Annotated in this window: 25 protein-coding genes; 13 read left to right on the top strand and 12 right to left on the bottom strand. The window is 70.2% G+C overall.

Annotated elements, in window-relative coordinates; all coding sequences use genetic code 11:
• Positions 1-11: 11 nt before the first annotated feature.
• From FHS23_RS09895 to FHS23_RS09885, 3 genes are read left to right on the top strand one after another with little or no spacing between them, the layout of a single operon-like run.
• Positions 12-776: a polyprenol monophosphomannose synthase gene (locus FHS23_RS09895; protein ID WP_183652069.1), complete on the top strand. Its 765-nt coding sequence runs from the start codon at positions 12-14 to the stop codon at positions 774-776.
• A 2-nt stretch (positions 777-778) separates the two neighbouring features.
• Positions 779-1,744: a threonine/serine dehydratase gene (locus FHS23_RS09890; protein ID WP_183652066.1), complete on the top strand. Its 966-nt coding sequence runs from the start codon at positions 779-781 to the stop codon at positions 1,742-1,744.
• 41 nt (positions 1,745-1,785) lie between these two features.
• Positions 1,786-1,962 carry a hypothetical protein gene (locus FHS23_RS09885; RefSeq protein WP_343053871.1) on the top strand — a complete coding sequence of 59 codons (177 nt, stop codon included), beginning with the start codon at positions 1,786-1,788 and terminating at the stop codon, positions 1,960-1,962.
• Positions 1,963-2,067: 105 nt separating this feature from the next.
• Here FHS23_RS09885 and FHS23_RS09880 read toward each other — a convergent pair whose 3' ends face one another.
• From FHS23_RS09880 to FHS23_RS09870, 3 genes are all read right to left on the bottom strand, one after another.
• A complete protein-coding gene (locus tag FHS23_RS09880) occupies positions 2,068-2,409 on the bottom strand; it encodes an RNA polymerase-binding protein RbpA (protein WP_183652060.1) in 342 nt (113 codons plus the stop codon).
• A 262-nt stretch (positions 2,410-2,671) separates the two neighbouring features.
• Positions 2,672-3,547 (bottom strand): thymidine kinase, encoded by an 876-nt coding sequence (locus tag FHS23_RS09875; protein ID WP_183652057.1) that lies wholly within the window; start codon positions 3,545-3,547, stop codon positions 2,672-2,674.
• A gap of 27 nt (positions 3,548-3,574) precedes the next feature.
• The gene (locus FHS23_RS09870) at positions 3,575-4,999 is read right to left on the bottom strand and encodes an MFS transporter (RefSeq protein ID WP_183653727.1); all 1,425 of its coding nucleotides are present in this window, start codon (positions 4,997-4,999) and stop codon (positions 3,575-3,577) included.
• 239 nt (positions 5,000-5,238) lie between these two features.
• Between FHS23_RS09870 and FHS23_RS09865 the strand changes: the two genes are divergently transcribed.
• Complete coding sequence (locus FHS23_RS09865; protein ID WP_183652054.1) at positions 5,239-5,928, top strand: transglycosylase family protein; 690 nt, start codon at positions 5,239-5,241, stop codon at positions 5,926-5,928.
• 26 nt (positions 5,929-5,954) lie between these two features.
• On the opposite strand, the gene FHS23_RS09860 is transcribed toward FHS23_RS09865, so the two are convergent.
• Positions 5,955-6,794, bottom strand: a complete 840-nt coding sequence (locus tag FHS23_RS09860) for a glycerophosphodiester phosphodiesterase family protein (protein ID WP_183653724.1) — start codon at positions 6,792-6,794, stop codon at positions 5,955-5,957.
• A gap of 76 nt (positions 6,795-6,870) precedes the next feature.
• Here FHS23_RS09860 and FHS23_RS09855 point away from each other — a divergent pair, with 76 nt between their 5' ends.
• A complete protein-coding gene (locus FHS23_RS09855; RefSeq protein ID WP_343053794.1) occupies positions 6,871-7,236 on the top strand; it encodes a hypothetical protein in 366 nt (121 codons plus the stop codon).
• A gap of 146 nt (positions 7,237-7,382) precedes the next feature.
• Here the strand turns inward: FHS23_RS09855 and FHS23_RS09850 are convergent, their stop codons facing one another.
• A complete protein-coding gene (locus FHS23_RS09850; protein WP_183652048.1) occupies positions 7,383-8,393 on the bottom strand; it encodes a zinc-binding alcohol dehydrogenase family protein in 1,011 nt (336 codons plus the stop codon).
• A gap of 219 nt (positions 8,394-8,612) precedes the next feature.
• On the opposite strand from FHS23_RS09850, the gene FHS23_RS09845 reads away from it, so the two are divergent.
• Positions 8,613-9,554, top strand: a complete 942-nt coding sequence (locus FHS23_RS09845) for a hypothetical protein (RefSeq protein ID WP_343053793.1) — start codon at positions 8,613-8,615, stop codon at positions 9,552-9,554.
• Between the two features lie 66 nt (positions 9,555-9,620).
• Here FHS23_RS09845 and FHS23_RS09840 read toward each other — a convergent pair whose 3' ends face one another.
• Entirely contained in the window at positions 9,621-10,226 is a 606-nt protein-coding gene (locus FHS23_RS09840; protein ID WP_183653718.1) for a TetR family transcriptional regulator, read from the bottom strand.
• Between the two features lie 131 nt (positions 10,227-10,357).
• Here FHS23_RS09840 and FHS23_RS09835 point away from each other — a divergent pair, with 131 nt between their 5' ends.
• Positions 10,358-11,377, top strand: a complete 1,020-nt coding sequence (locus FHS23_RS09835; protein WP_183652045.1) for an aldo/keto reductase — start codon at positions 10,358-10,360, stop codon at positions 11,375-11,377.
• 69 nt (positions 11,378-11,446) lie between these two features.
• Here the strand turns inward: FHS23_RS09835 and FHS23_RS09830 are convergent, their stop codons facing one another.
• The 6 genes from FHS23_RS09830 to FHS23_RS09805 form a co-directional block, all read right to left on the bottom strand.
• Positions 11,447-12,190 (bottom strand): 1-acyl-sn-glycerol-3-phosphate acyltransferase, encoded by a 744-nt coding sequence (locus FHS23_RS09830; protein ID WP_183652042.1) that lies wholly within the window; start codon positions 12,188-12,190, stop codon positions 11,447-11,449.
• A 127-nt stretch (positions 12,191-12,317) separates the two neighbouring features.
• The gene (locus tag FHS23_RS09825; RefSeq protein WP_183652039.1) at positions 12,318-13,772 is read right to left on the bottom strand and encodes an FGGY-family carbohydrate kinase; all 1,455 of its coding nucleotides are present in this window, start codon (positions 13,770-13,772) and stop codon (positions 12,318-12,320) included.
• Positions 13,769-14,797 (bottom strand): 2-hydroxyacid dehydrogenase, encoded by a 1,029-nt coding sequence (locus FHS23_RS09820; RefSeq protein WP_183653716.1) that lies wholly within the window; start codon positions 14,795-14,797, stop codon positions 13,769-13,771. The genes FHS23_RS09825 and FHS23_RS09820 overlap by 4 nt, the downstream gene beginning before the upstream one ends.
• Before the next feature lie 44 nt (positions 14,798-14,841).
• Positions 14,842-15,306: a ribose-5-phosphate isomerase gene (locus FHS23_RS09815; RefSeq protein ID WP_183652036.1), complete on the bottom strand. Its 465-nt coding sequence runs from the start codon at positions 15,304-15,306 to the stop codon at positions 14,842-14,844.
• Positions 15,306-16,976 (bottom strand): dihydroxyacetone kinase family protein, encoded by a 1,671-nt coding sequence (locus tag FHS23_RS09810; protein ID WP_183652033.1) that lies wholly within the window; start codon positions 16,974-16,976, stop codon positions 15,306-15,308. The genes FHS23_RS09815 and FHS23_RS09810 overlap by 1 nt, the downstream gene beginning before the upstream one ends.
• Complete coding sequence (locus FHS23_RS09805; RefSeq protein ID WP_183652030.1) at positions 16,973-17,650, bottom strand: HAD family hydrolase; 678 nt, start codon at positions 17,648-17,650, stop codon at positions 16,973-16,975. The genes FHS23_RS09810 and FHS23_RS09805 overlap by 4 nt, the downstream gene beginning before the upstream one ends.
• A 69-nt stretch (positions 17,651-17,719) precedes the next feature.
• On the opposite strand from FHS23_RS09805, the gene FHS23_RS09800 reads away from it, so the two are divergent.
• From FHS23_RS09800 to FHS23_RS09775, 6 genes are all read left to right on the top strand, one after another.
• The gene (locus tag FHS23_RS09800; protein ID WP_183652027.1) at positions 17,720-18,331 is read left to right on the top strand and encodes a histidine phosphatase family protein; all 612 of its coding nucleotides are present in this window, start codon (positions 17,720-17,722) and stop codon (positions 18,329-18,331) included.
• A 1-nt stretch (position 18,332) separates the two neighbouring features.
• A complete protein-coding gene (locus FHS23_RS09795; RefSeq protein WP_183652024.1) occupies positions 18,333-19,133 on the top strand; it encodes a DeoR/GlpR family DNA-binding transcription regulator in 801 nt (266 codons plus the stop codon).
• Positions 19,134-19,235: 102 nt separating this feature from the next.
• Entirely contained in the window at positions 19,236-20,600 is a 1,365-nt protein-coding gene (locus tag FHS23_RS09790; RefSeq protein ID WP_183652021.1) for an MFS transporter, read from the top strand.
• Complete coding sequence (locus tag FHS23_RS09785; protein WP_183652018.1) at positions 20,597-22,033, top strand: FGGY family carbohydrate kinase; 1,437 nt, start codon at positions 20,597-20,599, stop codon at positions 22,031-22,033. Before FHS23_RS09790 ends, FHS23_RS09785 begins: the two co-directional genes overlap by 4 nt.
• A 219-nt stretch (positions 22,034-22,252) precedes the next feature.
• Complete coding sequence (gene add / locus FHS23_RS09780) at positions 22,253-23,215, top strand: adenosine deaminase (protein ID WP_183652015.1); 963 nt, start codon at positions 22,253-22,255, stop codon at positions 23,213-23,215.
• A 9-nt stretch (positions 23,216-23,224) separates the two neighbouring features.
• Positions 23,225-24,010 (top strand): putative protein N(5)-glutamine methyltransferase, encoded by a 786-nt coding sequence (locus FHS23_RS09775; protein WP_183652011.1) that lies wholly within the window; start codon positions 23,225-23,227, stop codon positions 24,008-24,010.
• The last annotated feature ends 356 nt before the right edge of the window (positions 24,011-24,366 follow it).

The following is a 24,366-nucleotide window of genomic DNA, read 5'->3' as shown; positions in this document are numbered from 1 at the left end:
AGGGGAGCGACATGGCGGAGGGCTCGCACACCGGCTCGATCGAACCCGTGCTGGTGATCGTCCCGACCTACAACGAGCGGGAGAACCTCACGCCGCTCCTGCAACGCCTCCACGACGCACTGCCCGACGTGCACGCACTCGTCGTCGACGACGGCAGCCCGGACGGCACCGGCGAACTCGCCGACAAGATCGCCGCGTCCGACGACCGCGTCCACGTGCTGCACCGCACGGAGAAGGCCGGCCTCGGCGCCGCCTACATCGCGGGCTTCCACTGGGGACTCGCACGCGACTACGCCACGCTCGTCGAGATGGACGCCGACGGCTCCCACGCGCCGGAGGACCTGCCCCGGCTGCTCGCCGCGCTCGAGGAGTCGGACCTCGTCATCGGCTCGCGCTACGTCGCGGGCGGCGCGTTGGTGAACTGGCCGAAACACCGCGAGGCCCTGTCCCGCGGCGCCAACATCTACTCGCGGATCGCGCTCGGCGTGCCGGTCAACGACATGACCGCCGGGTTCCGCGCCTACCGCGCCCACGTGCTGGCGGCGATGCCGCTGGGCGAGGTCGTCTCCGCGGGCTACTGCTTCCAGATCGACCTGACGTTGCGTACGGCCGAGGGCGGGTTCGACATCGTCGAGGTTCCGATCACGTTCACCGAGCGCGAGATCGGGACGTCGAAGATGAACGGCTCGATCGTCGGCGAGGCGATGCTGCGGGTCGCGCAGTGGGGCCTGCAACGCCGGTTCGGACAGCTGCGCCGGCTCGTCACGCGGCGCTGAGCATGCTCACCGCAGCAGACGTGGCGGCCGCGCGGGAGCGTATCCGCGACCACATCCGCACGACGCCGCTGGTCCAGGCCGATCCCGCTTCGTTGACCGGGGATTCGGCGGAGGGCGGCGCCGACGCCGCCTCGTCCGTCTGGTTCAAACTCGAGCAGCTGCAACACACCGGTTCGTTCAAGGCTCGGGGCGCGTTCAACCGCATCCTCACCGCGGCCGCCGCCGGGCAGCTCACCGAGGCCGGTGTCGTCGCCGCGTCGGGCGGTAACGCGGGCCTGGCCGTGGCGCACGCCGCCGCCCGGCAGGGCGCGTCCGCGCGGGTGTACGTGCCGGAGACGGCACCGGCGGTGAAACAGGCCAAGCTCGCCGAACTCGGCGCCACCGTCGTGGCCACCGGGACGAAGTACACCGACGCCTACGACGCCGCGGCGGCCGACGTCGCCGAGACCGGCGCGCTGCTGTGCCACGCCTACGACCAGCCCGAGATCTGCGCCGGACAGGGCACGCTCGGCGCGGAGTTGCTGGACCAGACCGGTGGCGTCGACACGATCCTCGTCGCCGTGGGCGGCGGCGGGTTGCTGGCCGGCATCGCGGCGGCGACCGAAGGACACGCCCGCGTCGTCGGGGTCGAACCCGCGACGATCCCGACACTGCACACGGCGCTCGCGGCGGGCGCCCCCGTGGACGTCGATGTCTCGGGCGTCGCGGCCGACTCGCTCGGTGCCACTCGCATCGGCGAGATCGCGCACAGCGTCGCCACGCGCACCGGCGTGTCCTCGGTGCTGGTCGACGACGCCGACATCGTCGCCGCCCGGGCGCTGCTGTGGCGCAAGTTCCGCCTCGTCGTCGAACACGGCACCGCGGCGGCACCGGCGGCCTTGCTCTCGCGCGCCTACCGGCCCGCCGACGGCGAACGCGTCGCCGTCGTACTGTGCGGTGCCAACACCGACCCGTCGGACCTGGCCTGACTCGCCCGGGTTTGGCGGGTCGCAGCCATGTGACGTTCCTGATGCTGGGCTTGATGCTGCGACAGGCTCTGTCGCACCACGACCTGCACGGCCGGTTCGAAGCAGGGCTCGCCCACATCTATGCGGCGAGCTACGGCAGCATCCATCGAGCCTTGCGGCAGCTGCACGAGGCGGGCGAGGTGGAACAGACAGACGACGGCGCCCGCACCTCGGAGTGAGGTGCGGGCGCCGTCCATGTGGTGGGAGCGAAACCTCCGGCCGACGACCCGCGTGGACACGGGCGTTCCGTCGGCGATGCCGCGCTGTCGCGCGACGCCGAGACGTCACGCGCGGCCGCGGCGGGCCTTCAGCTCTTCGAGGCGCTCGTTGAGCAGTTCCTCGAGTTCCGGTACCGACCGACGCTCCAGGAGCATGTCCCAGTGCGTACGCGGAGGCTTGACCTCCTTCTGCTCCGTCTGGCCACCCTCGATGATGTCCGACTCACTGCCGTGCAGTCGGCATTCCCACGTCGCGGGGATCTCGGCGTCGTCGGAGAACGGAACCTCGAACTCGTGGCCCTTGGGGCAGGCGTAGCGCACGCTACGCCGCGGAGCGAGGTCGTGATTGCGGTCGGTCTCGTAGCTAACCGCTCCCAACCTGCTGCCACGGAGAACACGGTCGGCCATGATGAGTCCTTTCAGTCGGCTCCCGGTGGAGCCCGGGTCGTGCTCACCGAGTGCAACGAACGCCGTCGCCGGGTTCATTCCCCGTACGCCGGATCGTTACCCACGGCACCCGGTACACCCGCCGCGACGAATCGCGCCGGGACAACGGTCTTCTCCCGGATGGGAGACGGCAGCCGCGCTCGTATGACGCTCCGAGGGGTGCGTTTCTCGGCCGCATCCCCCATGAAGGGGAGTCGGCGGCGCGGCGTCTCCGGTGAGGTCGTCAGGTCAACCGCAGCTGACCGTGACCGGAACCGGCAGGCCCGAGATCTCCGAGGCGGTAATGCCGCCGACACAGTACTTGGTAACGCACCGTAGTGCTGTCCGTCTGCGTCGGTGGTGTCGCGCGATTCACCTCCGCGACGGACACGTCGCCGTCGTCGGCCGAGGTGTGGGCCGCAGCGGGTAACACGGCCGGGGGAGCATCCGGCGCGTACTCACCGTCGCCGGCACCCGCGGATCCGTCCCCGCCGTCCCCGCCGTCAGCCGTGTCCGCCACGACCACGGTGTCGCCGGTGCGCTGCACCTCGTCGCCGCACACGCGGGCGTTGAACCGACCCGGCAGTCCGCACCAGCACAGCACTTCGACCTGCACCGGCTGCAGCTCGTCGGCCAGCTCGAACAGCCGCCGCGCGCCGGGGAACAGCATGCTGCGGAAGTCGGTCGCGATGCCGAAGCAGTACACGTCGATCGTCGCCTCGTCGGCGAGTTCGCCGAGCTGCTCGACCTGGACAGGGGAGAGGAACTGCGCCTCGTCCACGATCAGGTAATCGACGTGCGTGCCCTGTTCCCACGCCCGCCGCACCACGCCGCGCAGGTCCGTGTCGAGATCGAGCTCCAACGCCTCCCGCGTGATCCCGATGCGGCTCGTGATCTGCCCGGGACCGGAACGGTCGTTGCTCACCAACAGCAGACCCTGCCTGCCCTGGCGCGCCAGGTTGTGATCGATCTGCAGCGCCAGCGTCGACTTCCCGCAGTCCATCGGACCGTAGGAAAACTTGATCTTCCCGACGTTCGGCACCTCGCGCCGCGAACCCCAGGCGGGGACCGGGGATAGAGCGTCGGTCGGGTCGACTCCGGGGTTCTCCAGCGCTGTCACGCCGGAGAACCCTAACGGTCGCCGCCGCTACAGCACCGCAGGCTCCTCGTTGCCCGCCGCCGCGATGGCCCTTCTCACAGGCACCAGCGCCACGAGCACGAAACCGACGACGAAGAAGACCACCAGCGCGATGATGGCGTACCGGAACGAGCCCGTCGCCTGCCCCACGGCCGCGAACACGAGCGGACCCAGCCACGACGTGCCCCGCTCGCCGACCTCGTACAGCGAGTAGAATTGCGCCTCCTTGCCCGCCGGGATCAGCTGGCTGTACAGCGACCGCGACAACGCATTGGTGCCGCCGAGTACCAGGCCGATCCCGACCGCCAGGACGTAGAACTGCATCGCCTGGCGCTCTTCGACGAAGTAGGCGTACACCAGCACCAGCACCCAGACGGCCAGGCTCACCAGGATCACCTTCTTGGCGCCGAACCTGCGCGCCGCCAGGCCGTGCACCATGCCGCCGATGTAAGCCACGAACTGGATCACCAGCACCGTCGCGATCAGCACCTGGTCGCTGAACCCGAGCTCCTCCGTGCCGTACTGCGCCGACACGCTGACCACCGTGTTGATGCCGTCGGTGTAGATCAGATAAGCACCGAGGAACCCGAGCGTCAGCGGCAGCGCCTTCGCAGCCTTGACCGTGTCCTTCAACTCGACGAACCCGGCAGTGAGCACCCGCAGGCCTTTCTCGCCGCCGTGCGGGCTCTGGTGTTCGCGCAGCCTGCGCAGCGGGATCAACGTGAACAGCGCCCACCACAGCCCGGAGCTCAGATAGCAGATCCGCACGGCCATCGACTCGCTCACGCCCACCGTCTCGTGACCGAGATAGAACGCCAGCTGCAACGCCAGCGCGACACCGCCGCCCAGGTACCCGAACGCCCATCCCTTCGCCGAGACGTCGTCGCGCTCGTCGGGTGTCGCGATGCCGGGCAGGAACGCGTAGTAGGTGACGATCGAGGCGCCGTAGCCGATGTTGGCCACGATGTAGAGGACCGCGCCCAGTTCCCATCGGCCGTCGTCGACGAAGAACAGCAACGCCGACGCCGCAGCCCCGAGGAATGCGAAGCCCGCGAGGATCGCCTTCTTGCGCTGACTCCGGTCGGCGATCGCGCCCGCGATCGGCAGGACCAGGACCTGCACGATCGTGGCCACTGCCAGCAGGTAGCCCCACAGCGACCCGGCGGGGAAGGCGAGCCCGAACACGGAGATGTCGCAGTCGACGAGCCGGTTCTCGCCGCCGTCGGGGCCGGTGCACGCCCCGGGACCGTTGCGCGCCACGTCGTCGCGCGCGGCGTCGGCGGCCACGGCACTCATGTACAGCGCACCGAAGACGGTGATCACCGACGTGTAGAACGCCGAGTTCGCCCAGTCGTAGAAGTACCAGCCCCGTTGTTCCCGCTTTCGCTGTGCGGGATCGGCGGGTGGCTGCGGCCCGGGCAACGTGCTCGTCATGCGGCGTCGGTGTCCTTCGGTGCTGTCGTGGTCGTCGGTACTGCCCATGATCGGCCGCACCTGTCGCGCCCGTGTGACGTTCGGGGCGCGGTTCCGGTGCCACCGCGTGCGCATCCGGTGGCGACGGACGTCGTGGGTGATACCGGGTGTCGTAGCAGTATCCCCCGCATGTGGTATGAGATGCTGCAGTTTCCAGTGTGACTGTTGTGGCGGTTGTCCGGTTTACTTACCGTGCCGTTATGAACAGACGCCGGCTCCGTGGCTTGACACGGGGATTCACGAAGCTGCTCCTCGTCGTCCTCGCCGCGCTCGGCGTGCAGTTCGCGCTCGCTGCATCCACAGCGGCGGATCCCGGTCGCGCCGACTGGGCCAAGCTGCGGATGTGCGAATCGACCGAGCGCTACCACGTGAACACGGGCACCGGATACTACGGTGCCTACCAATTCGATCTTCCGACCTGGCGCAGTGTCGGCGGCGCCGGACGACCGGACCTCGCCACGCCTGCCGAACAGGACTACCGGGCGCTGCGCCTGTACCGCATGCGCGGCTGGCAGCCGTGGGAATGTGCGGCGATGGTCGGACTGGTCGACGACGCCGACGCCCGCAGCAAGGTCGTACCGAGCCGCGCCGAAGCGGCCTACATCGGGGGTAGGCAGCCAGCGGCACCCGCACCGGCGCCCGCGCCGCAGCGACCGGCGATGCCCGATTGGCCGGGCGTGGTCTACGCCTACGGCGATTGCGCGCAAGAGCTGCGCACGTTCCAGCTGCGCATGAACGATTTCGGCTACGACTTCCAGGGCACCGGCTGCTACTACGACGAGACGAAGGAAGCCGTACTGGACCTGCAGCGGGCCAACGACATCCGCGACTCGGGACGCCTCGGCCCGAAGACGTGGACGGCCGCGTGGGAGGGAACCGCCCCGCGCTGACGATCGGCCGTGTCGGCGGTGAGACCTCACCCGTCGGCGAGGTCGCCCGCCCCGGCCGAGTCCGGGGCGGCGTCCGGCTGTTCGGCGTGCCACGTGCCGCGCTCGGTCAGCACCCCGCGGAGGATGTCGGGGCGATCGGTGACGATCCCGTGTACACCCAGGTCCAGAAGTGCACGCATCTCGTCGGCGTCGTCGATGGTCCAGACGTGCACTTCCACGCCCGCGTTGCGCGCCGCCCGCACGAACGCGCGGTCCACGATCGTCATCCGGCCCTGCCGCCGCGGAACCTGTGCCATGGAGCCGCGCGACAACCCGCCCAGCCGCAGGAACGGCACCCAGCCGTTGGCCCACAGCACAGCCGCGGAGCGCGGGCCACATGCGGTGAGCAGACGATCGCCGCCGAGTGCGCGGAGGCGTGCCAGCCGGGAGTCGGAGAACGCCGCCGCTGCGACGCGGTCGAACCCCTCCGTCCGTTCGAGCACCCGCACGAACGGATCGACAGCGCCGTCGGCCTTGACGTCGACGTTGAAGCGCACGTCCGGGAGTTCCTCCAGGACGTCTTCCAGCCGTGACACCGCCGCGCGTCCGTCGACCTTCGCCCGTCGCACCGTGTCCCACGACTGTTCGGCGATGGGGCCGTGGCCGTCGGTGGTGCGGTCGAGCAACGCGTCGTGGTGCACCACGACGACGCCGTCCGACGTCGCATGCACGTCCGTCTCGACGTACCGGTAGCCCTCCTCGGCGGCGCGCCGGAACGCGGGCAGCGAGTTCTCGAGCCCGTCGAGCTCGCCGACGTGCCAGCCCCGGTGTGCGAACGCACGGGGGGCGGTGCCGTCGAGATAGGGGTGTGAATGGCGATGCCACATGTGCGTCACGCCGTCCAGTCTGCCGGACCGGCGTGGCCGCGGCATGGACAACGCGTAGCCGTCTAAGGTCGGTGTGGTGAGTGCGACGCCGTCCCGTGAGGAACTGCAGGCTCTACGTACGCCCGTGCCGCAGCATTGCGGCTGGTGCGGTCGCGCCGTCGAACAGCCGGCCGCGGCGGGACGCCGGCGTCGCTACTGTGGCCGCTCGTGCCGGCAACGTGCCTACGAACGCCGCACGGCCGTGCAGCGCACCGGATTGCCCGACGACGCCGTCGTACTGTCCGGCGACGAGGTCGCGGCGTTGCAGGATCGGCTGTTCCAACTGCGCTGCGCCGCCGAGGACGTGGCAACGGCTGCCGTGGACGGAGCCGGCAGTGACGAACTCCAGAAACTCGCGGGTGAGGTCAGCAGGATCGCCAGCGACATCGAAGCGCTCCGCTGATCGGCACGAGTCAGGCCCACACCCCTCCGAGTTTCGTCACCGTGACGAAACTCGGAGGGGTGTGGGGACGTCGGATCGCAAGGGGAGAGGCCGATGTCAGGCCGTGGTACGGCTTCGTCCGGTAGGCCTCCGCGAGGAGGGTGCGGCTATGCCCAGTCGTGGAGAACGATCTTGCCGACGGTGCGATTGTTCTCGATCCGCTCGTGAGCCTGACGCAAGGTTTCGCGACTGATCGGACTCAAGGTCTCGTTCGTGGTCGGCCGCAGCTTACCGGCATCCGTGAGCCTGCTGACCTCGGCGAGCAGTCGGTGCTGCTCGGCCATGTCGGCCGTCTGCTGCACGGGGCGGGTGAACATGAGCTCCCAGTGCCACGTGATGCTCCGGGGCTTCAGCGGTTCGACGTCCCGAGGGCCGTCGTCGATGGCCACGATCTCGCCGAAGGGTCGCACGATGTTCGCGTAGGTCTCGACCTGTCCGTAGGAATGGGCGGTGAAGAGCCAATCGACGCCACCGGGGGCCAGTTCGAGTACCTCGGCGGACAGGTCGCCGTGGTGGTCGACCGTGTCCTCGGCGCCGAGGTCGCGGACCCAGGCCTGCCGTTCGGCGTCGGACGCGGTGGCGATCACGCGGACACCGGGAAGAAGTGTCTCGGCGAGCTGGAGCAGAATCGACCCGACGCCTCCGGTCGCGCCGACGACCAGCAACGTCCCCGTGCTGGCCTCGGTGAGGCGGAACCGGTCGAACAGCGTTTCCCACGCGGTGATCGCCGTCAGCGGCAACGACGCGGCGTCGGCGTACGACGTCGACGCCGGCTTGGGGCCCACGATCCGCTCGTCGACCAGGTGGAAACGTTGATTCGTCCCGGGGCGGTCGATGGTGCCGGCGTAGAACACGTCGTCACCGGGCGCGAAAAGGCTCACTTCGTCGCCGACGGCACGGACGATGCCGGCGGCGTCGAATCCCAACACGCGGAAGCCGTCGGCGGGAGCGCCGGCACGGAGCTTCCTGTCGACCGGGTTGACCGAGACGGCCTGAACGTCCACGAGCAGATCGTGCGGACCGGGCTGTGGTGTCTCGATGTCCCTGGTGACCAGGGATTCAGGGTCGGTCGCGGGAAGGTTGGCGGTGTAACCGACAGCGGTGTGCGTGGTGCTCATACTTCCACGATTCCTCACGGCGCGTGGAGACGCTGTGGGAGGGGTCGCGGCGGGTCGCGCAGCACTCCTACCGGAGACAAATCAAGTGCCGATAATGCACATTATGTTAAGTAGTGTTCCGGAGGGGCCGGTGGAACCGGTTCCCCGGCACTCTCGGCGGACCCCTCATGGCACACGACTTCTGACGCTGCCATCGCTCACTCGTGCCACAGTTTCCCTGTGACGTCCGATCTACCCGTGTCGTCGGACGCTCTGCCGGGTTGGCTGCCGACGTGGTGTCTCGAGCACTTCGGCAGCCAACCTGACGCTGTCCTGTTCCGTCATCGGTCGCTCTCGGACGTCATCGGCCTCCGTCTGGCCGACGGCACGGAACTCGTCGTCGAAGCCCGCGCCCAGGACGGCCGCGCAGTGTCGCGTGTAGCGGCGCAGGACCGGTTGGTCGAGATGGCGCTCCCCTGTCCCCGGCCGCTCATCGAGGTCGGCGCTGTTGGCGCACTCGCTGTGCATGCGGAGAAATTCCGGCCGGGCGGCGACGTCCTGCACTGCGCTTCGGCGGACGTCGCCGCCCGTTGCGCCCACGTGTTCGCGCAACTGATGGCCGGGTTGGCCTCGGTCCCTGTTCCACCGCCGCTGCCGAATCCACGCTGGGTGCGTTGGGACCACGAGGGTGCGCAGCTGTGGCCCCCGATCGACGCTCTCGACGGGAAGGATCAGAACCTCGTCCCGCCCCGGGTTACCACCATCGCCGCCAGGGCTCGCCGACGGCTACTGGCAGCCGAACTCCCCTGCGTGCTGGGGCATGCGGACTTCGAGGCGCAGAACGTCCGATGGCACGGCCGGCGCGTGTGGACGGTGCACGACTGGGACAGCCTGGCGTGGCAGCCGAAAGCGGCTCTGGCCGGTGCCGCGAGTGTGGTCTTCCCGAAGACGGGAGCGGCCACGCTGCCTCCGGTCGGTAGCACCGAGGCATTCCTGAACGGCTACCAAGCCGCGCGCGGCCGAGATTTCACCGCCGAGGAGCAGCAGGTCGCATGGGCGGCCGGCCTCTGGGTCGCGACAAACGATCTGCGCTGGGAAGCATTGCACGGATCTCCCACGGCCGCGGCCGTGACTGCACTGCGGGAGCAGGCACCCGAACGCCTCCGACGTGGCCACGCCTGAGCGCTGCTTCCGGAACATCCACACCTCTCGCTCCTCTGCACCGAGATCCTTCGCCGATCCCCTGCGCTAGTCCGCACGGGGTTCACGGCGCAATGCCACGCCCGCGAGCAGGACGTGGGAGAGCTTGCGCGCGTCGTAGCGCGTGTCGTCGCCGCCGAACAGGCAGAGGTTGCCGATGCCGCGCATGAGCTCGTAGGCGCCGATATCGGTGGAGGTCTCGCCGGCCTCGCGTGCCGCTTCGAGGAGTCGTTCACACACGGGCACGAGGTGGTCGAGGAAGTAGGCGTGAAGTCCGCCCTCGTCGGCTTGGCCTCCGTTCACGGAGGCCAAGCCGTGCTTGGTGACCAGGAAATCGACGAACGCGTCGACCCACTCCTCCAGTGCGGCCAAGGGCGAGGATCCACGGCCGAGGAGGCGTTCGCCGAGGTCGACACAGGCGTCGACCTGGTGTCGGTAGACCGCGATGACGAGGTCGGAACGCTGCGGGAAGTGGCGGTACACGGTCCCCACCCCTACCCCGGCCTCGGCGGCGATCTGCCGCACGGGCGCGTCGACCCCTTGGTTCGCGAACACCCGCGCGGCCGCGTCCAGCAGCGTCTTCTCGTTGCGACGCGCGTCGACGCGGCGGGTGCGCGACTGCGTGTCGCGCGACGGGGTATCGCCTGCGGGCACGGGCTCCTCCTTGCGAAGCGGAACCACGTTCCGTATTGTCGGTTCCGGAACGACGTTCCGATTCAATCATGGCAGGCCGATCGCCGCAGCCCACAGACACACGCCGCATCGCAGGTACAGGGAGAACGCTCATGCAGTACCGCACGCTCGGAACCACAGGGATCCAGGTCAGCTCGCTGGCATTGGGCACCATGAACTTCGGCAAGATCGGCGACACCGGCCAGCCCGAGGTCGACGCGTTGGTCGGCGCGGCGCTCGATGCCGGGGTCAACCTGGTCGACACCGCTGACGCGTACAGCGCGGGCCAGTCCGAGGAACTGGTCGGCAAGGCGCTGACGGGACGTCGGGACGAGGTCGTGCTGGCCACCAAGGCCGGCCTGCCGATGGGAGAGGACATCGGCAAGAGAGGCGCGTCGCGACGTTGGCTGACCACGGCTCTGGACGACAGCCTGCGCCGGCTCGGAGTCGACCACGTGGACCTGTTCCAGATCCACCGGTGGGACCCGGCCACCGGCGACGAGGAGACACTCACCGCGCTGACGGACCTGCAGCGCGCGGGCAAGATCCACCATTTCGGCACCTCGACCTACCCCGCCTACCGGATGGTGCAGGCCCAGTGGGCTGCGGCGCGTACCGGCGCCGGCCGGTTCGTGACCGAACAGCCCAGCTACTCGATCCTGCAGCGCGGCATCGAGCGCGACGTGTTGCCGGTCGCGCAGGAGTACGGGCTCGGGGTGATGGTGTGGAGCCCGCTCGCCTCGGGGTGGCTGTCCGGTGCGGTCCGGCGCGACCGCGAGGTGTCGACCCACCGTGCCGGCTTCATGCCGCAACGCTTCGACCTGTCCGACCCGGTCAACCAGGTGCGTATGGCCACTGTCGAGAAACTCGCGGCTCTGGCTGACGAGTCGGGCCTGACGCTCATCCAGCTCGCACTGGGGTTCGTCACCGCGCACCCCGGCGTGACCACCGCTCTGATCGGGCCCCGGACTCCGGAACATCTCGCGTCGCAGTTGGCGGCCGCCGAGACCGTGCTGCCTGCCGACGTGCTGGACGCGATCGACGAGATCGCCGTCCCGGGCGTGGACCTGGCCGCACACGAGAAGAACGACACCCCGCCCGCCCTGCTCGACGCGTCCCTGCGCCGCCGATGAACGCGCCGGCGAGTGTCAGGCGGGCCGAACTTCGCGCTGACGACACCACGACCGGACTCGCCGGATTCGTCAGTCCCGGTTCGAACCTTTCGCGTCGAGTTCGGCGGCTTCCTCGGGAGTCGGCGCGGTTCCGCCGAGGTGCGCGGGCAACCACCAGCGGTCGTCCTCGCCGGCAGGGTGGTCCGGGTAGTCGGCCTGCAGCTTGTCCAGGGTCGACTGCAGTCGCGCACGCAGATCGCCGCTGAGCGCGTCCGGGTCGTCGTCCGGCGTCGGGCGCAGCGGTTCCCCCGCGTGAATGTGGATCGGGACGTGCCGCTTGGTGAGTTCCTTCGGACGTCCCTTGGTCCAGAGGCGCTGCGTGCCCCACAGCGCCATCGGGACGACCGGCACACCCGCGTCGGCGGCCATGCGGATCGCCCCGGACTTGATCGGCTTGATCGTGAACGACCGGCTGATCGTCGCCTCCGGGAACACCCCGACGACCTCGCCCGAACGCAGCCGGTCCACGGCCTCGTCGTAGGAGGCCTTGCCCGCTGCGCGGTCGACCGAGATGTGGTGCATGCCGCGCATCAGCGGGCCCGCGATCCGGTTGTCGAAGATCTCCTTCTTGGCCATGAACCGCACCAGCCGCTTCGCGGGCTGCGCCCCGAGGCCGCAGAAGATGAAGTCCAGGTAGCCGATGTGATTGCAGGCGATCACCGCCCCGCCGGTGCGCGGGACGTGTTCGGTGCCCGTCACCCGCAGCCGGTTGTCGAGCACGCGGAACATGGTCTTGGCCGCCAGTACGACGGGCGGGTACACGATCTCTGCCACGCCTCCAGGCTACGCACCCGTAGGTTCCGGTGCTCGCCCGTAGGTCGGCTGTCACACAACGCCGCGGCCACCCGATGACGATCGGCTGGCGCAAAGCGCCTGGTCGGAGCGCAAACGGTCGGCACGTTCACAGCCGCCACAGCTGCCGCGCCGAGGCCAGCGACGCCTGGTAGTCGGCGTAGCCGTCCCGATAGAACTCGGCCGCAGAGGGCTCGAACGCCACCGTGCGCGAACTGGCGGCCCAGCGTTCCGCGTCGTACGGCTCCCCCAAGGCCTCGGCCGCCACCAGCACCGCTCCGCGCGCGCCCACGCCGGGGTCGCTCGGAATGACGATCGGCCTGCCCAGCACGTCGGCGAAGAGCTGCGTCCACTCCTCGGAGCGGACGCCGCCTCCGCAGGCGTAGAGCGTGCCGGACAGCCCTGCCGCGTCGAAGCAGTGCCGCGCGGCGTAGGCGATCGACTCGCACAGCGCACGCATGACGTCCGCCGGCCCGTGTTCGAGGCTCAGCCCGGAGAACTGCGCGCGTGCGGCCGCGTCGACGAACGGGGCCCGCTCCCCCGACGCCGACAGGAACGGCAGCGCGCGGACTCCTCGCGCTCCGGGGCCGCTCTCCGTGAGCAGCCGGCCGACGTGATCGACCTCGATCCCGAACATCCGGCACGCCCAGTCGATGCTCGCGGTGCCGACCATTGCCGGCATCGCCCGCAGGTACTCCCCCTCGTTCGGCGTGGACAGGAACATGCCCGCCGGTTCGCCGTCCGGATCGAAATAGGCGTCGCCGGTGAGGACCTGGCACGCGAGTGTCGTTCCTGCGGTGAGGATGCCGTCGCCCGGGTCGCGCACACCCGCGCCGATGGCGCTGGCGGGCAGGTCGAACGGCCCGGCCGTCACCGGCAGTCCCGTCGGCAGGCCGAGCAACTCGGCGCCGCGGGCGTCGAGCGCGAAGACGGTCCTCGGCTTCGCGGGTTCGGCCAGCAGGTCCCGCCGGTGCGCGAGTCCGCACGCGGCGACGGCTCTGTCGTCGTAACGCCGGGTCACGGGGTCGAGGAACGGCAACGACGCGTCGGAGACGTCGACGGTGATCTCGCCCGTGAGCCGCTGCAGCACCGCGTCCACGCAGTACCCGGCGACGGCCGCGCGGTCGAGTGTCTCGGGCTCGTGAGCGTCCAGGTACGACAGGACGGGTGCTGCGCAGCCGGGGAACAGGCCGGAGGCGGTGCGGCGGAACACCTCCGTGGACACACCACCGGCCTGCCACTCCGCCAGCAACGTGTTCGCCCGGCCGTCCAACCAGGACACGGCGGGTCGCACCGCCCGGCCGTCCTCGTCGCGGAGCCAGACGCCGTCGCCCTGCCCGGTGAGCGCGACGGCGTCGACGGGGCCCTCGAGGGCGGCCATGACCTTGCGGACCACCGTCGCCACGGTGTCGACGACCTGGTCGAGGTCCTGTTCGACGCGGCCACCGGGCAGTTGGTGCAGTTCGGATGCGGTGCACGCCTCGGCGACGGCCGACCCGTCGTCGTCGAACACGACGGCCTTGGTGAGCGACGTTCCGATGTCGACGCCGATGATGCGGGTCATCGCAGCACTGCCGGGTTGGCGACGTTGAGCAGGTCCTCGCCGCGCACGTAACGGCCCACCTCCGCCGCGACGATCTCGGCGGCCCGTTCGGCGGTCTGCTTGCTGCATCCGGCCAGGTGCGGCGTGGCGATCACGTTCGGCAGGTTCCGCAGCTCCCAGTCCGCGGGTGGTGGTTCCTCGTCGTACACGTCGAGTGCGAGCGCGCCGAGCTTGCCGCTGCGCAACAGGCCGGACAGGGGTGCGTAGTCCAGTAGGCCGCCGCGCGCGGAGTTGACCAGTACCGCACCGTCGGGCAGGAGTGCGAGCTTCTCGGCGTCGATCAGGTGGGTGGTCTCGTCGGTGAGCCGTGCGTGCAGGCTCACTACCGGGCTCCGGCGGAGCAGGTCGTCGAGGTCGACGAGTTCCGCGCCGTCGGCCGTGACCTGCGCGGGTTGGGCGAAGGGATCCGCGACGAGCACGCGGGAGCCGAACGCCACGAGGACCTTCGCGACTCGCGAGCCGATCGCGCCGTAACCGACCAGGCCCACCGTCGTGCCGTCCAGTTCGAGGCCCGCGTTGGGATAGGCGTAGTAGTCGCCGCGCCACTGTCCACCGAGCAGCTCCGCGGACGCCGTCGGGATCCGGCGCATGGCGGCGAGGATGAGCCCGAGTGCGAACTCGGCCGCGGCGGCCGCGTTGCGGCCGGGCGCGAACGTGACCGCGACCCCGGCTTCGGTGGCCGCCTCCAGGTCGACGTTCACCGGTCCTCCGCGGGAGACCGACACCAGTTTCAGGCTCGGGGCGGCGGCGAACACCTGCTTGGTGAACGGGGCCATCTGCGTGACCGCCACCTCGGCGTCGCCGAGTGCCTCGATCACCTGCTCCTCGGTGCCGCTGGCCTCCTGTACCCCGCCCACGGGGCCGAACGGTTCGACCGGCCAAGGCAGCGACAACGGCGACAGCTCGGCGTCGGGCACCCGGGCGCGCACCGCGTCGGTGAGCAGCTCGGTCCTGACGAACTCATCTCCTGCAGCGAGTATCCGCAACGTCATTGTTCCTCTCGATGCTCCGGTTCCGGGTGCCGGCGAGGTCAGGTCCCGGCGCCTGCTTGTTCGTAGTCGGTGATGTGGGCGACCTTGGCGGCGCTGGCCGAGGCCGGGTCGAAGGTGTAGCCGAGCCATTCGGTGACGATCCGCTTGGCGAGCTCGGGACCGATCACCCGTGCTCCGAACGTGATCACTTGGCAGTCGTTCGACTTGACCGATCGTTCGGCGGAGTAGGAATCGTGGGCCACGGTGGCACGGACACCGGGGACCTTGTTCGCCGCGATGGCCACGCCGATGCCGGTGCCGCAGACGAGCACCCCGCGGTCGGCCTCGCCCGCGGCGATCTTCTCGGCCGCGGCCAGTCCGAGGACGGGATAGGCGCGGGTGTCGTCCGGCCCGGCCACGCCGACGTCGATCACGTCGGTGACCCGCTCGTCGGTGGCCAGCAGGTCCCGCACCTCGTTCTTCAGTCCCACGCCCGCGTCATCCGCGGCGACGACGAGTCGCATCAGTTCTGCCCTCCCAGTACGTCGCCGACCGCGGTGACGAGGAGCGCGAACGACGTCGCCCCCGGGTCGGCGTGGCCTTTGCTGCGTTCCGCCAGCCGCGCCGCACGTCCTTTGCCGGGAACCAGGTCCGCGGTCTCCTGCGCTGCCACGGTGGCGGCTTGGGCGGCTTTGCGCCAGGCGTCGGCGATGTCGGAGCCGGTGTGGGTGCGCAGTGTGGCGCGGAACGGTTCGATCGCGTCGAGCATGGTCTTGTCGCCCGGCTCGGCCTTGCCCAGCGCCGTGAACGCCCGGACTGCGCCGTCGACGGCATCGGCCAGGGTCGCGGCCGTGATCTCGCCGCGCAGACCCGCGCCCGTTTCGGCCAGCAGCACGCCGTACAGCGCGCCGGAGGCACCACCTGCCGCGTCGGCGAACGCCGTGCCCGCGGCGAGCAGCTGCTCGGCTGGGCCGTCGCGGTCGCGTGCCGCTGCGACCGCCGCGCGCATGCCGCGAGTCATTCCGAGCCCGTGGTCGCCGTCGGCGGCGACGGCGTCGAGCCTGCCGAGTTCGTCCTCGTTCTCCTCGATCCGCCGAAGTGCCGCGGTGAGTGCCCTGTCCACGGTGCTCTCCCCCTCGCCACCGGCGGTGGCGAGGGCGTCGTCGACCGTGACCGAGGGTCGCACCGGCGCGACGGGACGGCCGTCGCTGCGGTACCCCGGGGACGAACACGGTGCCGCGTACAGCTCGGCCAGCTCGTCGTCGAGGACCATCGCCGACAGGGACACGCCCGCCATGTCGAGCGAGGTGACGAACTCGCCGACCTCGATGTGCACGGGGTCCAGACCTGCGTCGACGAGGCGTTCGTGGACACGTTTGTACGTCACGAACATCTCTTCGTACTTGGTGCGGCCGAGCCCGTTGAGCAGCACGGCGACGCGTCCGTCACTGCTCGGCAGTTCGGGCAGGAGGCCGTCGACGAGCTCGTCGGCCAGCTCGGTGGCGGCCAGCCTGCCGACGGTGCGTACGCCCGGTTCGCCGTGGATGCCGAGGCCGAGTTCCATGTCGGTGTCGGCGACCGTGAACAGCGGCTCGGCGGCCCCGGGGAGCGTGCATCCACCGAAGGCGGCTCCGAATGTGCGGGTGTGGTCGTTGGCCTTCACAGCCGCGGCGTACACGCCGTCGAGGTCGTCGCCGCGCTCGGCCGCGGCGCCCGCAACCTTGAAGACGAAGAAGTCACCCGCCACGCCGCGCCTGCTCGCGGGATCGTCGGAGGGGCCGCTGGCCACGTCGTCGGTGACGAGGATCGTGCGGCTGTCGATGCCCTCGGCGGCCAGCCTGCGTGCCGCGAGTCCGAAGTGGAGCACGTCGCCCTGGTAGTTGCCGTAGCCGAACAGGACGCCGGCACCGCCGGAGGCTTCCCGCGCCGTGCGGTAGACCTGCTCGGCACTGGGGCTGGTGAACACGTCGCCGACGACGGCGCCGTCGGCGAGTCCATGACCGACCAGGCCCGCGAACGCCGGGTAGTGCCCGCAGCCGCCGCCGATCACCACGGCGACCTTGCCGGGTCTCGGAACCTCGGCGCCGACCACGCCGTAGGCGTCCGGGACTTTGCGGACCTCGCGCCCGTAGGCGGTGACGAAGCCGTCGACCCAGTCGCGTTTGAAGGTCTCGGCGGTTCCCAGCACGGTCATGATCGCACCAACTCTCCGGTGAGGTAGGCGAGCAGGGTTCGGCGGACGTCGTCGTTGTCGGCCGCGACGTCGGCGGCCAGTTCGAGTGCGTCGGGCTTCGGTGGGTAGGTCGGGTTGGGTAGCGCGACGACGGTGAGGCCCGCGGCCACGGCGGCGCGGATTCCGTTGCTCGAGTCCTCCACGCCGAGGCAACGGCTCCCCGGGACACCGAGTCGTGCGGCGGCCTCGGTGTAGACGTCGGGGCTCGGTTTGCCCCTGGGCACCTCGGCGCTCGACACGGTGACGCTGAACTCGTCGGTCAGGCCGTGGGTCGTCAGCACGGCGTCGATCACGCGGCGCGCCGCCGAGGAGGCGAGCGCGATGGGAGCCTGCGCACCCACACCGCGCACCATGGCGTCCGCGCCGGCCAGCAGTGGTGCCTCGCCGCTTTCGATCGAGGCGATCATGCCGTCGACGACCGCGTCCTCGACCTGCTGCACGGTCTCGTTCGTGCCGCTCCGGTCGGCGAGGTAGGCAGCCCATTCGGGAGCACTCATCCCCTGCACCGTGGCGGTGTCCTCGGCCGTCCATTCCACGCCGTGTCGGCCGGCGTAGGCGATCCAGTTCTCTTCCCAGAGGTGTTCACTCTCGACCAGTACTCCGTCGAGGTCGAACACGACCGCGGCGAACGTCATTCACAGCCCCTTTCACGTCCCAGGTGTTAAATTAACACCGTAGTCGAGATTTGTCATCGGAGGTTGTGCATGGGCGGTCGAGTTCTACTGGTGCGGCACGGGGAGACGACGTGGCACGCCGAGAATCGGTACGCCGGCAGCAGCGACGTCGCGCTCACCGACCGCGGCACCGCCCAGGCCGCGGCACTCGCACGGCACGTGACACTGGCTGCGGAACCTCCCGTGGCGGTCCACTCCTCCCCGCTCAGCAGGGCGGTGGCGACAGCCGAACCCGTCGCCACCGCCCTCGGCCTGGCCGTCGACGTCGAGCCGGAGTTTCGGGAGGCCCACTTCGGCGTCGCCGAAGGGCGGACACTCTGTGAACTGCCCGAGGACGTGGTCGCACGCTTCCGTGCCGACCCGGTGACGGGTGCGTTCCCCGACGCGGAGAAGCCCGTGGCCGTCGCCGAGCGCGCCGTGGCGGCCATCGGAAGGATCGCCGAACACGCCGAACATGCGGGCGGGCCGGCACTGGTGGTCGCGCATAACACGCTGCTGCGGCTCGCACTGTGTCACCTGCTCGACATCCCGCTACCGGCCTACCGGCGCGCACTGCCGAGACTCGAGAACGTCGCGATCACCGAGATCGGCATCGACGCAGGACACGCCAGCCTGTACCGGTTGAACGCACCCGTGGAATGAGATGCTGTGCCGCGTGACGGAGAAGACCGACAAGAGTGCAGGGCAGCGCGCGAGCAGGCAACAGCGCATCACGGACTACGTGGTGAACAACGGTTCGGCCTCGGCGGCGGAGCTGGCGGAGCTGACCGGTGTCAGCGTGATGACGGTCCACCGGGATCTCGACGAGCTGGCTCGCCGGGGCCTGCTGCGCAAGTTCCGCGGCGGCGTGTCCGCGCAGCCCTCGACCGTGTTCGAGAGCAACTCCGAGTACCGGCTCAATGCCCACGTCGAAGCCAAGGCCGCCATCGCCCGGCAGGCGCTGGCCCATGTGGAACCGGGGATGTCGATCCTGCTCGACGACTCCACGAGCGCGCTGGCACTGGCCACGCTGCTCGGCGAGGTCACCCCGCTGACCGTCGCGACCAACTACCTGCGCGCGATCGACGTACTCAAGGACATCGACGACGTGCGTCTCATCGCGATCGGCGGCGACTACTCCCCCACGCACGACGCTTTCCTCGGCATGCCGTGCCTCGAGGCGGTCGAACGGCTCACCGTGGACACGACGTTCGTCTCCACGTCGGCGATGACCGCGGAACTGACCTTTCACCAGGAGCCCGAGGTCGTCATGGTCAAGCGGGCCATGCTGCAGAGCGCACAGAATCGCGTGCTGCTGATGGACTCCAGCAAGATGCCGCGGACCGCCCTGCACCGCTTGGCGCCGGTCACCGACTACCACAGGGTGATCGTGGATTCGGGGACGCCTGAGGCGACCGTCGAGGAGCTGCGCAACCGCACGCAGGTGGACGTCGCACCGCTGTGACGGAGGTGGCGCCGCCCCGGCGACCAGGAGAACCTTAAATAACATCTTGTCTGTGAACTTCACATGGGTGATGATGCTTCGAGCCGCACCCATGGAGGGAAGATGACTGCGCAGACAACACCGACGTTGTCCGGAGCCGGCGGAGGTTTCCGCGGGTTGCTCGAGAAATGGGGCCTGCCCGCGCCGTTGGTGTTGGGCTACGTCGGCCTGCTCCTGTTCATGATCGGCGACGGCGTCGAGTCCGGCTTCATCGCGCCATTCATGGCCGATCACGGTGCCGGAACCGACATCCGCGCCTCCTACGTGATCACCGTGTACGGCGTCGCCGTCATGCTCGCGTCGTGGTTGTCCGGCGCACTGTCGGAACTGTGGGGGCCGCGCCGGGTCATGATGCTCGGTCTCGCCATCTGGCTGGTGTTCGACGTACTTTTCCTCGCGATCGCAGTTTCGGATGAGAACTACACACTCATGATGGTGTTCTACGGCATCCGTGGCTTCGGCTATCCGATGTTCGCGTTCGGGTTCCTGGTCTGGATCACGGCCGTTGCGCCGATAGCACGCCTCGGAGCCGCCGTGGGGTGGTTCTACTTCGCCTTCACCGGAGGACTGCCGACCCTGGGTTCGCTCGTGGCGAGCGTGACCAACCCGATCTTCGGCCACTACGGGACCCTGTGGCTCTCGATCGGCATCCTCGGACTCGGCGGCCTGGTCTGCCTGCTCGGGGTGCGGGAACGCACGGGCTACCAGCGGCTCGCACCGCCCGATGTGAAACCCGTCCAGAGTCTCGTGTCGAGTGTGTCGATCGCCTGGCAGAAGCCGCAGGTCGGGCTCGGCATGATCGCACGGGTCATCAACACCGCACCCGAGTTCGGCATGCTCGTGTTCTTCCCGACGATCTTCGCCCACCAGATCGGATTCGGCGAGGGACGCTGGCTGCTGCTCGTGTCCGTCATCTACGGCACCAACATCGTGTTCAACCTGATCTTCGGCGTGGTCTCCGACAGGATCGGCTGGCGCACCACGATCTTCTGGTTCGGCGCCGTCGGCTGTGCCGTCTCGATCCTGCTGTTGTACTTCGTTCCGCTCGCACTCGGCGCCGACTACTACTGGGTGGCGCTGCTCGTGGGTGCGTTGTACGGCGCCACGCTGGCCGGGTTCGTACCGATCTCGGCGCTGCTGCCGTCACTGGCCCCCGAGAACAAGGGTGGGGCGATGGCGCTGTTGAACCTCGGCGCGGGCGCCGCGACCTTCGTCGGGCCGGCGATCGTGAGCCTGTTCCTCGGGCCGACCGGCGCCGCGGGCGTGGTGATCATCTTCTCGGCGCTGTACGTGGTCGCCGCGGTGATCGTGCGCTTCCTGGAGCTGCCCGAGGCCACCGAGGAAGCGCTCGCGAAGGACGCCAACCTGCAAGAGGTCACCGAAGAAGTGACGCAGGACGCGACGCAGGGACCCGTGGTGCATCGGTGACGGTCGTCGGCATCGACGTGGCGACCGCGGGGGTCCGGGCCTTCGCGGTCGCGCCCGACGGCGTCGTGCTCGCCAGCGCCGCAGCGCCGCTGCCCCGCCCGGTGCGCTCGGCCGACGGGAGTAGCGAACAGGACGCCCGCACCTGGTGGCCCGCCGTGGAGTCGGTCCTGCGGCAGGTGTGCGCACGTCCCGAGGTCGGTCCGGCCGACGCGGTCGCGGTGTCGGCCACGTCTGGCACGGTCGTCGCGGTCGACCACCGCGGCGAGCCCGTGTCGCCGGCCCTCATGTACGACGACCGACGTGGCGCAGGCGAGAACGCAACGGCCGCCGAGGCCGGCGCACCACGCTGGGGTGCGCTCGGGACGACGGTCGCGCCGACCGCGGCGCTCGGTCGTATCGCCTGGCTGCGCGCGGCGTACCCCGATGCGGCGGGCGTCGTCCACACTCCGGAGATCATCGCCGCGGCACTGACGGGACACCCGGTGCCCACGGACTGGTCGCACGCTCTGAAGAGCGGCTACGACCCGGTGCGGCGCGAATGGGCCTCGGAGGTGTTCGAGGCACTCGGCGTGCCGGATTCATGGCTTCCCGGTGTGGTGGCGCCGACGTGTGTACTCGGCGAGACCCGGCAGCCCATCGCCGGGCTGCCCGCCCACTGCCCTGTCGTGGCCGGCATGACGGACGGATGCGCGGCACAACTGGCCACGGGCGCGGTGGAACCGGGGCGCTTCGTCGGCATTCTCGGCACGACGTACGTGCTCAAAGGCGTCTCCGAACGGCTCGTCGCCGACCCCTGGGGTGCGCTGTACGGCCACCGGCATCCGGACGGCTGGTGGCTCGTGGGCGGCGCGTCCAACACAGGTGGCGAGGGAGTGACCGGCGACCTTGCGTGCCTGGACGACGAGGCCGAGGCACGGGGCCCGGCCCGCGCGTTGGCCTACCCGTTGGCCCGGGCGGGCGAACGCTTCCCGTTCCCAGCACCGGAGGCCAGGGGGTTCCTCGTCGGCGACCCCGCCGACGACGTCGAGCTCCACCGGGCACGCCTCGAAGGCGTCGCGTTCCTCGAACGTCTCGCGCTCGAACGCGTGCACGATCTCGGGATGGACGTCCGCGGGCCGCTGCTCGCCGCGGGAGGGGGAAGCGCGAGCAGGCTGTGGACCACGATCCGCGCGACCGTCACGGGCAGGAGCGTGCAGGTGACCGAGCATGCCGAGACGGCATACGGTGCGGCACTGCTGGCCGCCGCGGCGACGGCGCCGGGAGGGCTGTCCGAGGTGTGCGCCCGGGTCGGCGTGCGCGGCACCGTGGTCGACCCCGACCCCGCACAGCACGACCGGCTGGAGGAGTCCTACCGGCGGTTCACCGGCGAACTCCGCCGCCGCGGCTGGCTTCCCGGAGGAGGCGCCTCCGGCGGGACGGCCGTTGAACAGTGATCGTCCGTCGACCTAGCATGCCGATCATGCGTGTTGACCGGATCGCCGACGCCGATCGCGTGTTCGCGATCTTCGGCGACCACAGCTATCGCATGGACCTTCGCGGCTGACGCACGTGCCGCGTCCGCAGTGTGCCCGCTGCCCGGCGCGCAACCCCCGCACGTCAGCTGTCAGCTCCCCACCGGCTCGGCCGGTGGCCGTCGCCGCGAAAGGTTCGACATGCCCGCCGCTCCCCTGTCCTCCTCCCGTTCCCTGTCCGCCGGTCCGATGGTCGACCTGCACCGGCACCTCGAGGGCTCGATCCGTCCGTCCACGGCGTACCGCCTCGCCGCACGCGCGGGTGCCCGGCCGTCGCGTAGCGAGTTCGTGGCCGGGTGCGAAGGCGACCTGCTCCCTTACCTGGCGAAGATCGACAATGCCGCGACGCTGGCCACCACCCTCGACGACTGGTGGTGGATCACCCGCGAAGCCCTCGCCGACGCCTGCGACGACGGGCTCACCGCCGTCGAGTTGCGCTTCAGTCCCCAGTTCATCGCGGCCCGGACCGGTCTCGACGCCGGCGCCGTGATCGACACCGTGACCGGCGCGGCCGCAGGCCACGGCCTGCCCATCGACGTGGGGCTCATCGGCATCGTCGTGCGCGACGAGGGTCCGGAATCGGCCGAACGCCAGATGCGCAGGATCCTGCGTCGCGCCGACCGGCTCGTGGGCGTCGACCTGGCCGGTGACGAGGCAGGATTCCCCGTGGCGCAGTTCGCCCCGGCGTTCCGGCCGGCTCACGACGCAGGCCTGCCCGTCACGGTCCACGCGGGCGAAGCGGCCGGTCCGGACAGCGTGTGGAACGCCGTCCGGCACCTGGGCCCGGCACGGATCGGTCACGGGGTGCGGGCTGCCGAGGATCCGCGCCTGCTCGACCACCTCGTCGCCCGGGGCATCACCCTCGAGGTCGCCGTCACGAGCAACGTCCAGACCGGTGCCGCGCAGGACCGCAGGCGTCACCAGCTGGCCTCTCTCGTCGCCGCGGACGTGCCGGTCGCGCTGTGCACGGACAACCCGTCGGTCAGCAACACCCGCCTGAGCCGCGAGTTCGACATCGCACGGGAGCTGGTCGGTGCCGAGGCCGTCGAGCGCATCCGCCGTCACGGGTTCACCGCCCGCTTCGGCCGGTCGGCCCGGGGCTAGCCTGGGGTGGTGCCGCCGTCGCCGATCGTGTCGTCCCTCCGTAACGCCGGGTGCGTGTTCGCCGAGGACGAGGCCGCACTGCTGATCGAGACGGCCGCGGACGGGGCCGACCTGGACCGGCTCGTCGCACGCCGGGTAGGCGGTGAGCCTCTTGAGTACGTGCTGGGCTGGGCCGAGTTCCGTGGTCTGCGCGTGGTGGTCGAGCCGGGTGTGTTCGTGCCCCGGCAACGGACCGGGTTCCTCGTGCAGCAGGCGCTCGCGGTGCTGCCCGACGGTGGCGTGGTCGTCGACCTGTGCTGCGGGTCGGGCGCGCTCGGTGCGGCGATCGGGGCGGAACGTCCCGATGCGACGGTCCACGCCGCCGACCTCGATCCCGTCGCGGTGCGGTGCGCCTGTCGCAACCTGACAGGGCGGGTGTACGAGGGCGACCTGTTCGCCGCACTGCCGCCGGAGCTGCGCGGCGGCGTGGACGTCGTCGTCGCCAACGTGCCGTACGTACCGTCGGGGGCCATCGCGTCGATGCCGCCCGAGGCGAGGGACCACGAACCGGCGATCGCCTTGGACGGCGGCGTCGACGGGCTGGACACGCTCCGCACGTTGGCCCGTGAGGCGCCGTCGTGGCTCGCCGCGGGCGGCCACCTGCTCAGCGAGACGAGTAAGCAGCAGGCCGAGGCCGCATCCGCAGCGCTGGCCGACGCGGGCCTCGCACCGCGCGTGGAGCGGTGCGAGGAGCTCGGCGCCACCGTGGTCGTCGGCCGGGCCGCGCACGACCGGCAGGACGCCGGGCGCTCGTAGCGGTCGGTCAGCTCATCCGGCCGCGCGCTCGGCCGGCCTTCACCGCCTCGTCGTCGCCAGGACCGCCGCGAGTAGAGCGTGACGTTGTCCAGTGCTCGGGGGTATCTGCCGCTGGTTCGAGGTACACGGACTGGCCGTCGAGTCCTGTTCGGCTGCCCAGCTCGACCTCGCGCGGGAACTCCGGGAAGCGACCCACACGACCGCGGCTGTGGAACCGTTGTCCGACCTACCCCTGACAATTCGCGTGAGGTGAGCCACCGGCCTCGCGTCAGTGCTCGTTCGGGCGCGAGAATGAGCGGACGCTTACCGCAAGGAGTCCGTTGTGACAGAGCCATCGACGTCGCAGGCGGCGCAGG

This window comes from Prauserella isguenensis (assembly GCF_014191605.1).
Lineage (GTDB): Bacteria > Actinomycetota > Actinomycetes > Mycobacteriales > Pseudonocardiaceae > Prauserella > Prauserella isguenensis.
The sequence above is the reverse complement of the archived record's forward strand: the minus strand, read 5'-3'. Positions and strand labels throughout refer to the sequence as shown.

What these genes read in the sequence shown, in the direction of transcription:
- FHS23_RS09860 (WP_183653724.1), bottom strand. Translation starts at nt 6,794, where the DNA reads ATGTGGCATCGCCATTCACACCCCTATCTCGACGGCACCGCCCCCCGT.
- FHS23_RS09885 (WP_343053871.1), top strand. Translation starts at nt 1,786, where the DNA reads ATGCTGGGCTTGATGCTGCGACAGGCTCTGTCGCACCACGACCTGCAC.
- FHS23_RS09865 (WP_183652054.1), top strand. Translation starts at nt 5,239, where the DNA reads ATGAACAGACGCCGGCTCCGTGGCTTGACACGGGGATTCACGAAGCTG.
- add (WP_183652015.1), top strand. Translation starts at nt 22,253, where the DNA reads ATGCCCGCCGCTCCCCTGTCCTCCTCCCGTTCCCTGTCCGCCGGTCCG.
- FHS23_RS09880 (WP_183652060.1), bottom strand. Translation starts at nt 2,409, where the DNA reads ATGGCCGACCGTGTTCTCCGTGGCAGCAGGTTGGGAGCGGTTAGCTAC.
- FHS23_RS09815 (WP_183652036.1), bottom strand. Translation starts at nt 15,306, where the DNA reads ATGCGACTCGTCGTCGCCGCGGATGACGCGGGCGTGGGACTGAAGAAC.
- FHS23_RS09805 (WP_183652030.1), bottom strand. Translation starts at nt 17,650, where the DNA reads ATGACGTTCGCCGCGGTCGTGTTCGACCTCGACGGAGTACTGGTCGAG.
- FHS23_RS09835 (WP_183652045.1), top strand. Translation starts at nt 10,358, where the DNA reads ATGCAGTACCGCACGCTCGGAACCACAGGGATCCAGGTCAGCTCGCTG.
- FHS23_RS09795 (WP_183652024.1), top strand. Translation starts at nt 18,333, where the DNA reads ATGCTGTGCCGCGTGACGGAGAAGACCGACAAGAGTGCAGGGCAGCGC.
- FHS23_RS09790 (WP_183652021.1), top strand. Translation starts at nt 19,236, where the DNA reads ATGACTGCGCAGACAACACCGACGTTGTCCGGAGCCGGCGGAGGTTTC.
- FHS23_RS09800 (WP_183652027.1), top strand. Translation starts at nt 17,720, where the DNA reads ATGGGCGGTCGAGTTCTACTGGTGCGGCACGGGGAGACGACGTGGCAC.
- FHS23_RS09890 (WP_183652066.1), top strand. Translation starts at nt 779, where the DNA reads ATGCTCACCGCAGCAGACGTGGCGGCCGCGCGGGAGCGTATCCGCGAC.
- FHS23_RS09810 (WP_183652033.1), bottom strand. Translation starts at nt 16,976, where the DNA reads ATGACCGTGCTGGGAACCGCCGAGACCTTCAAACGCGACTGGGTCGAC.
- FHS23_RS09895 (WP_183652069.1), top strand. Translation starts at nt 12, where the DNA reads ATGGCGGAGGGCTCGCACACCGGCTCGATCGAACCCGTGCTGGTGATC.
- FHS23_RS09850 (WP_183652048.1), bottom strand. Translation starts at nt 8,393, where the DNA reads ATGAGCACCACGCACACCGCTGTCGGTTACACCGCCAACCTTCCCGCG.
- FHS23_RS09825 (WP_183652039.1), bottom strand. Translation starts at nt 13,772, where the DNA reads ATGACCCGCATCATCGGCGTCGACATCGGAACGTCGCTCACCAAGGCC.
- FHS23_RS09870 (WP_183653727.1), bottom strand. Translation starts at nt 4,999, where the DNA reads ATGACGAGCACGTTGCCCGGGCCGCAGCCACCCGCCGATCCCGCACAG.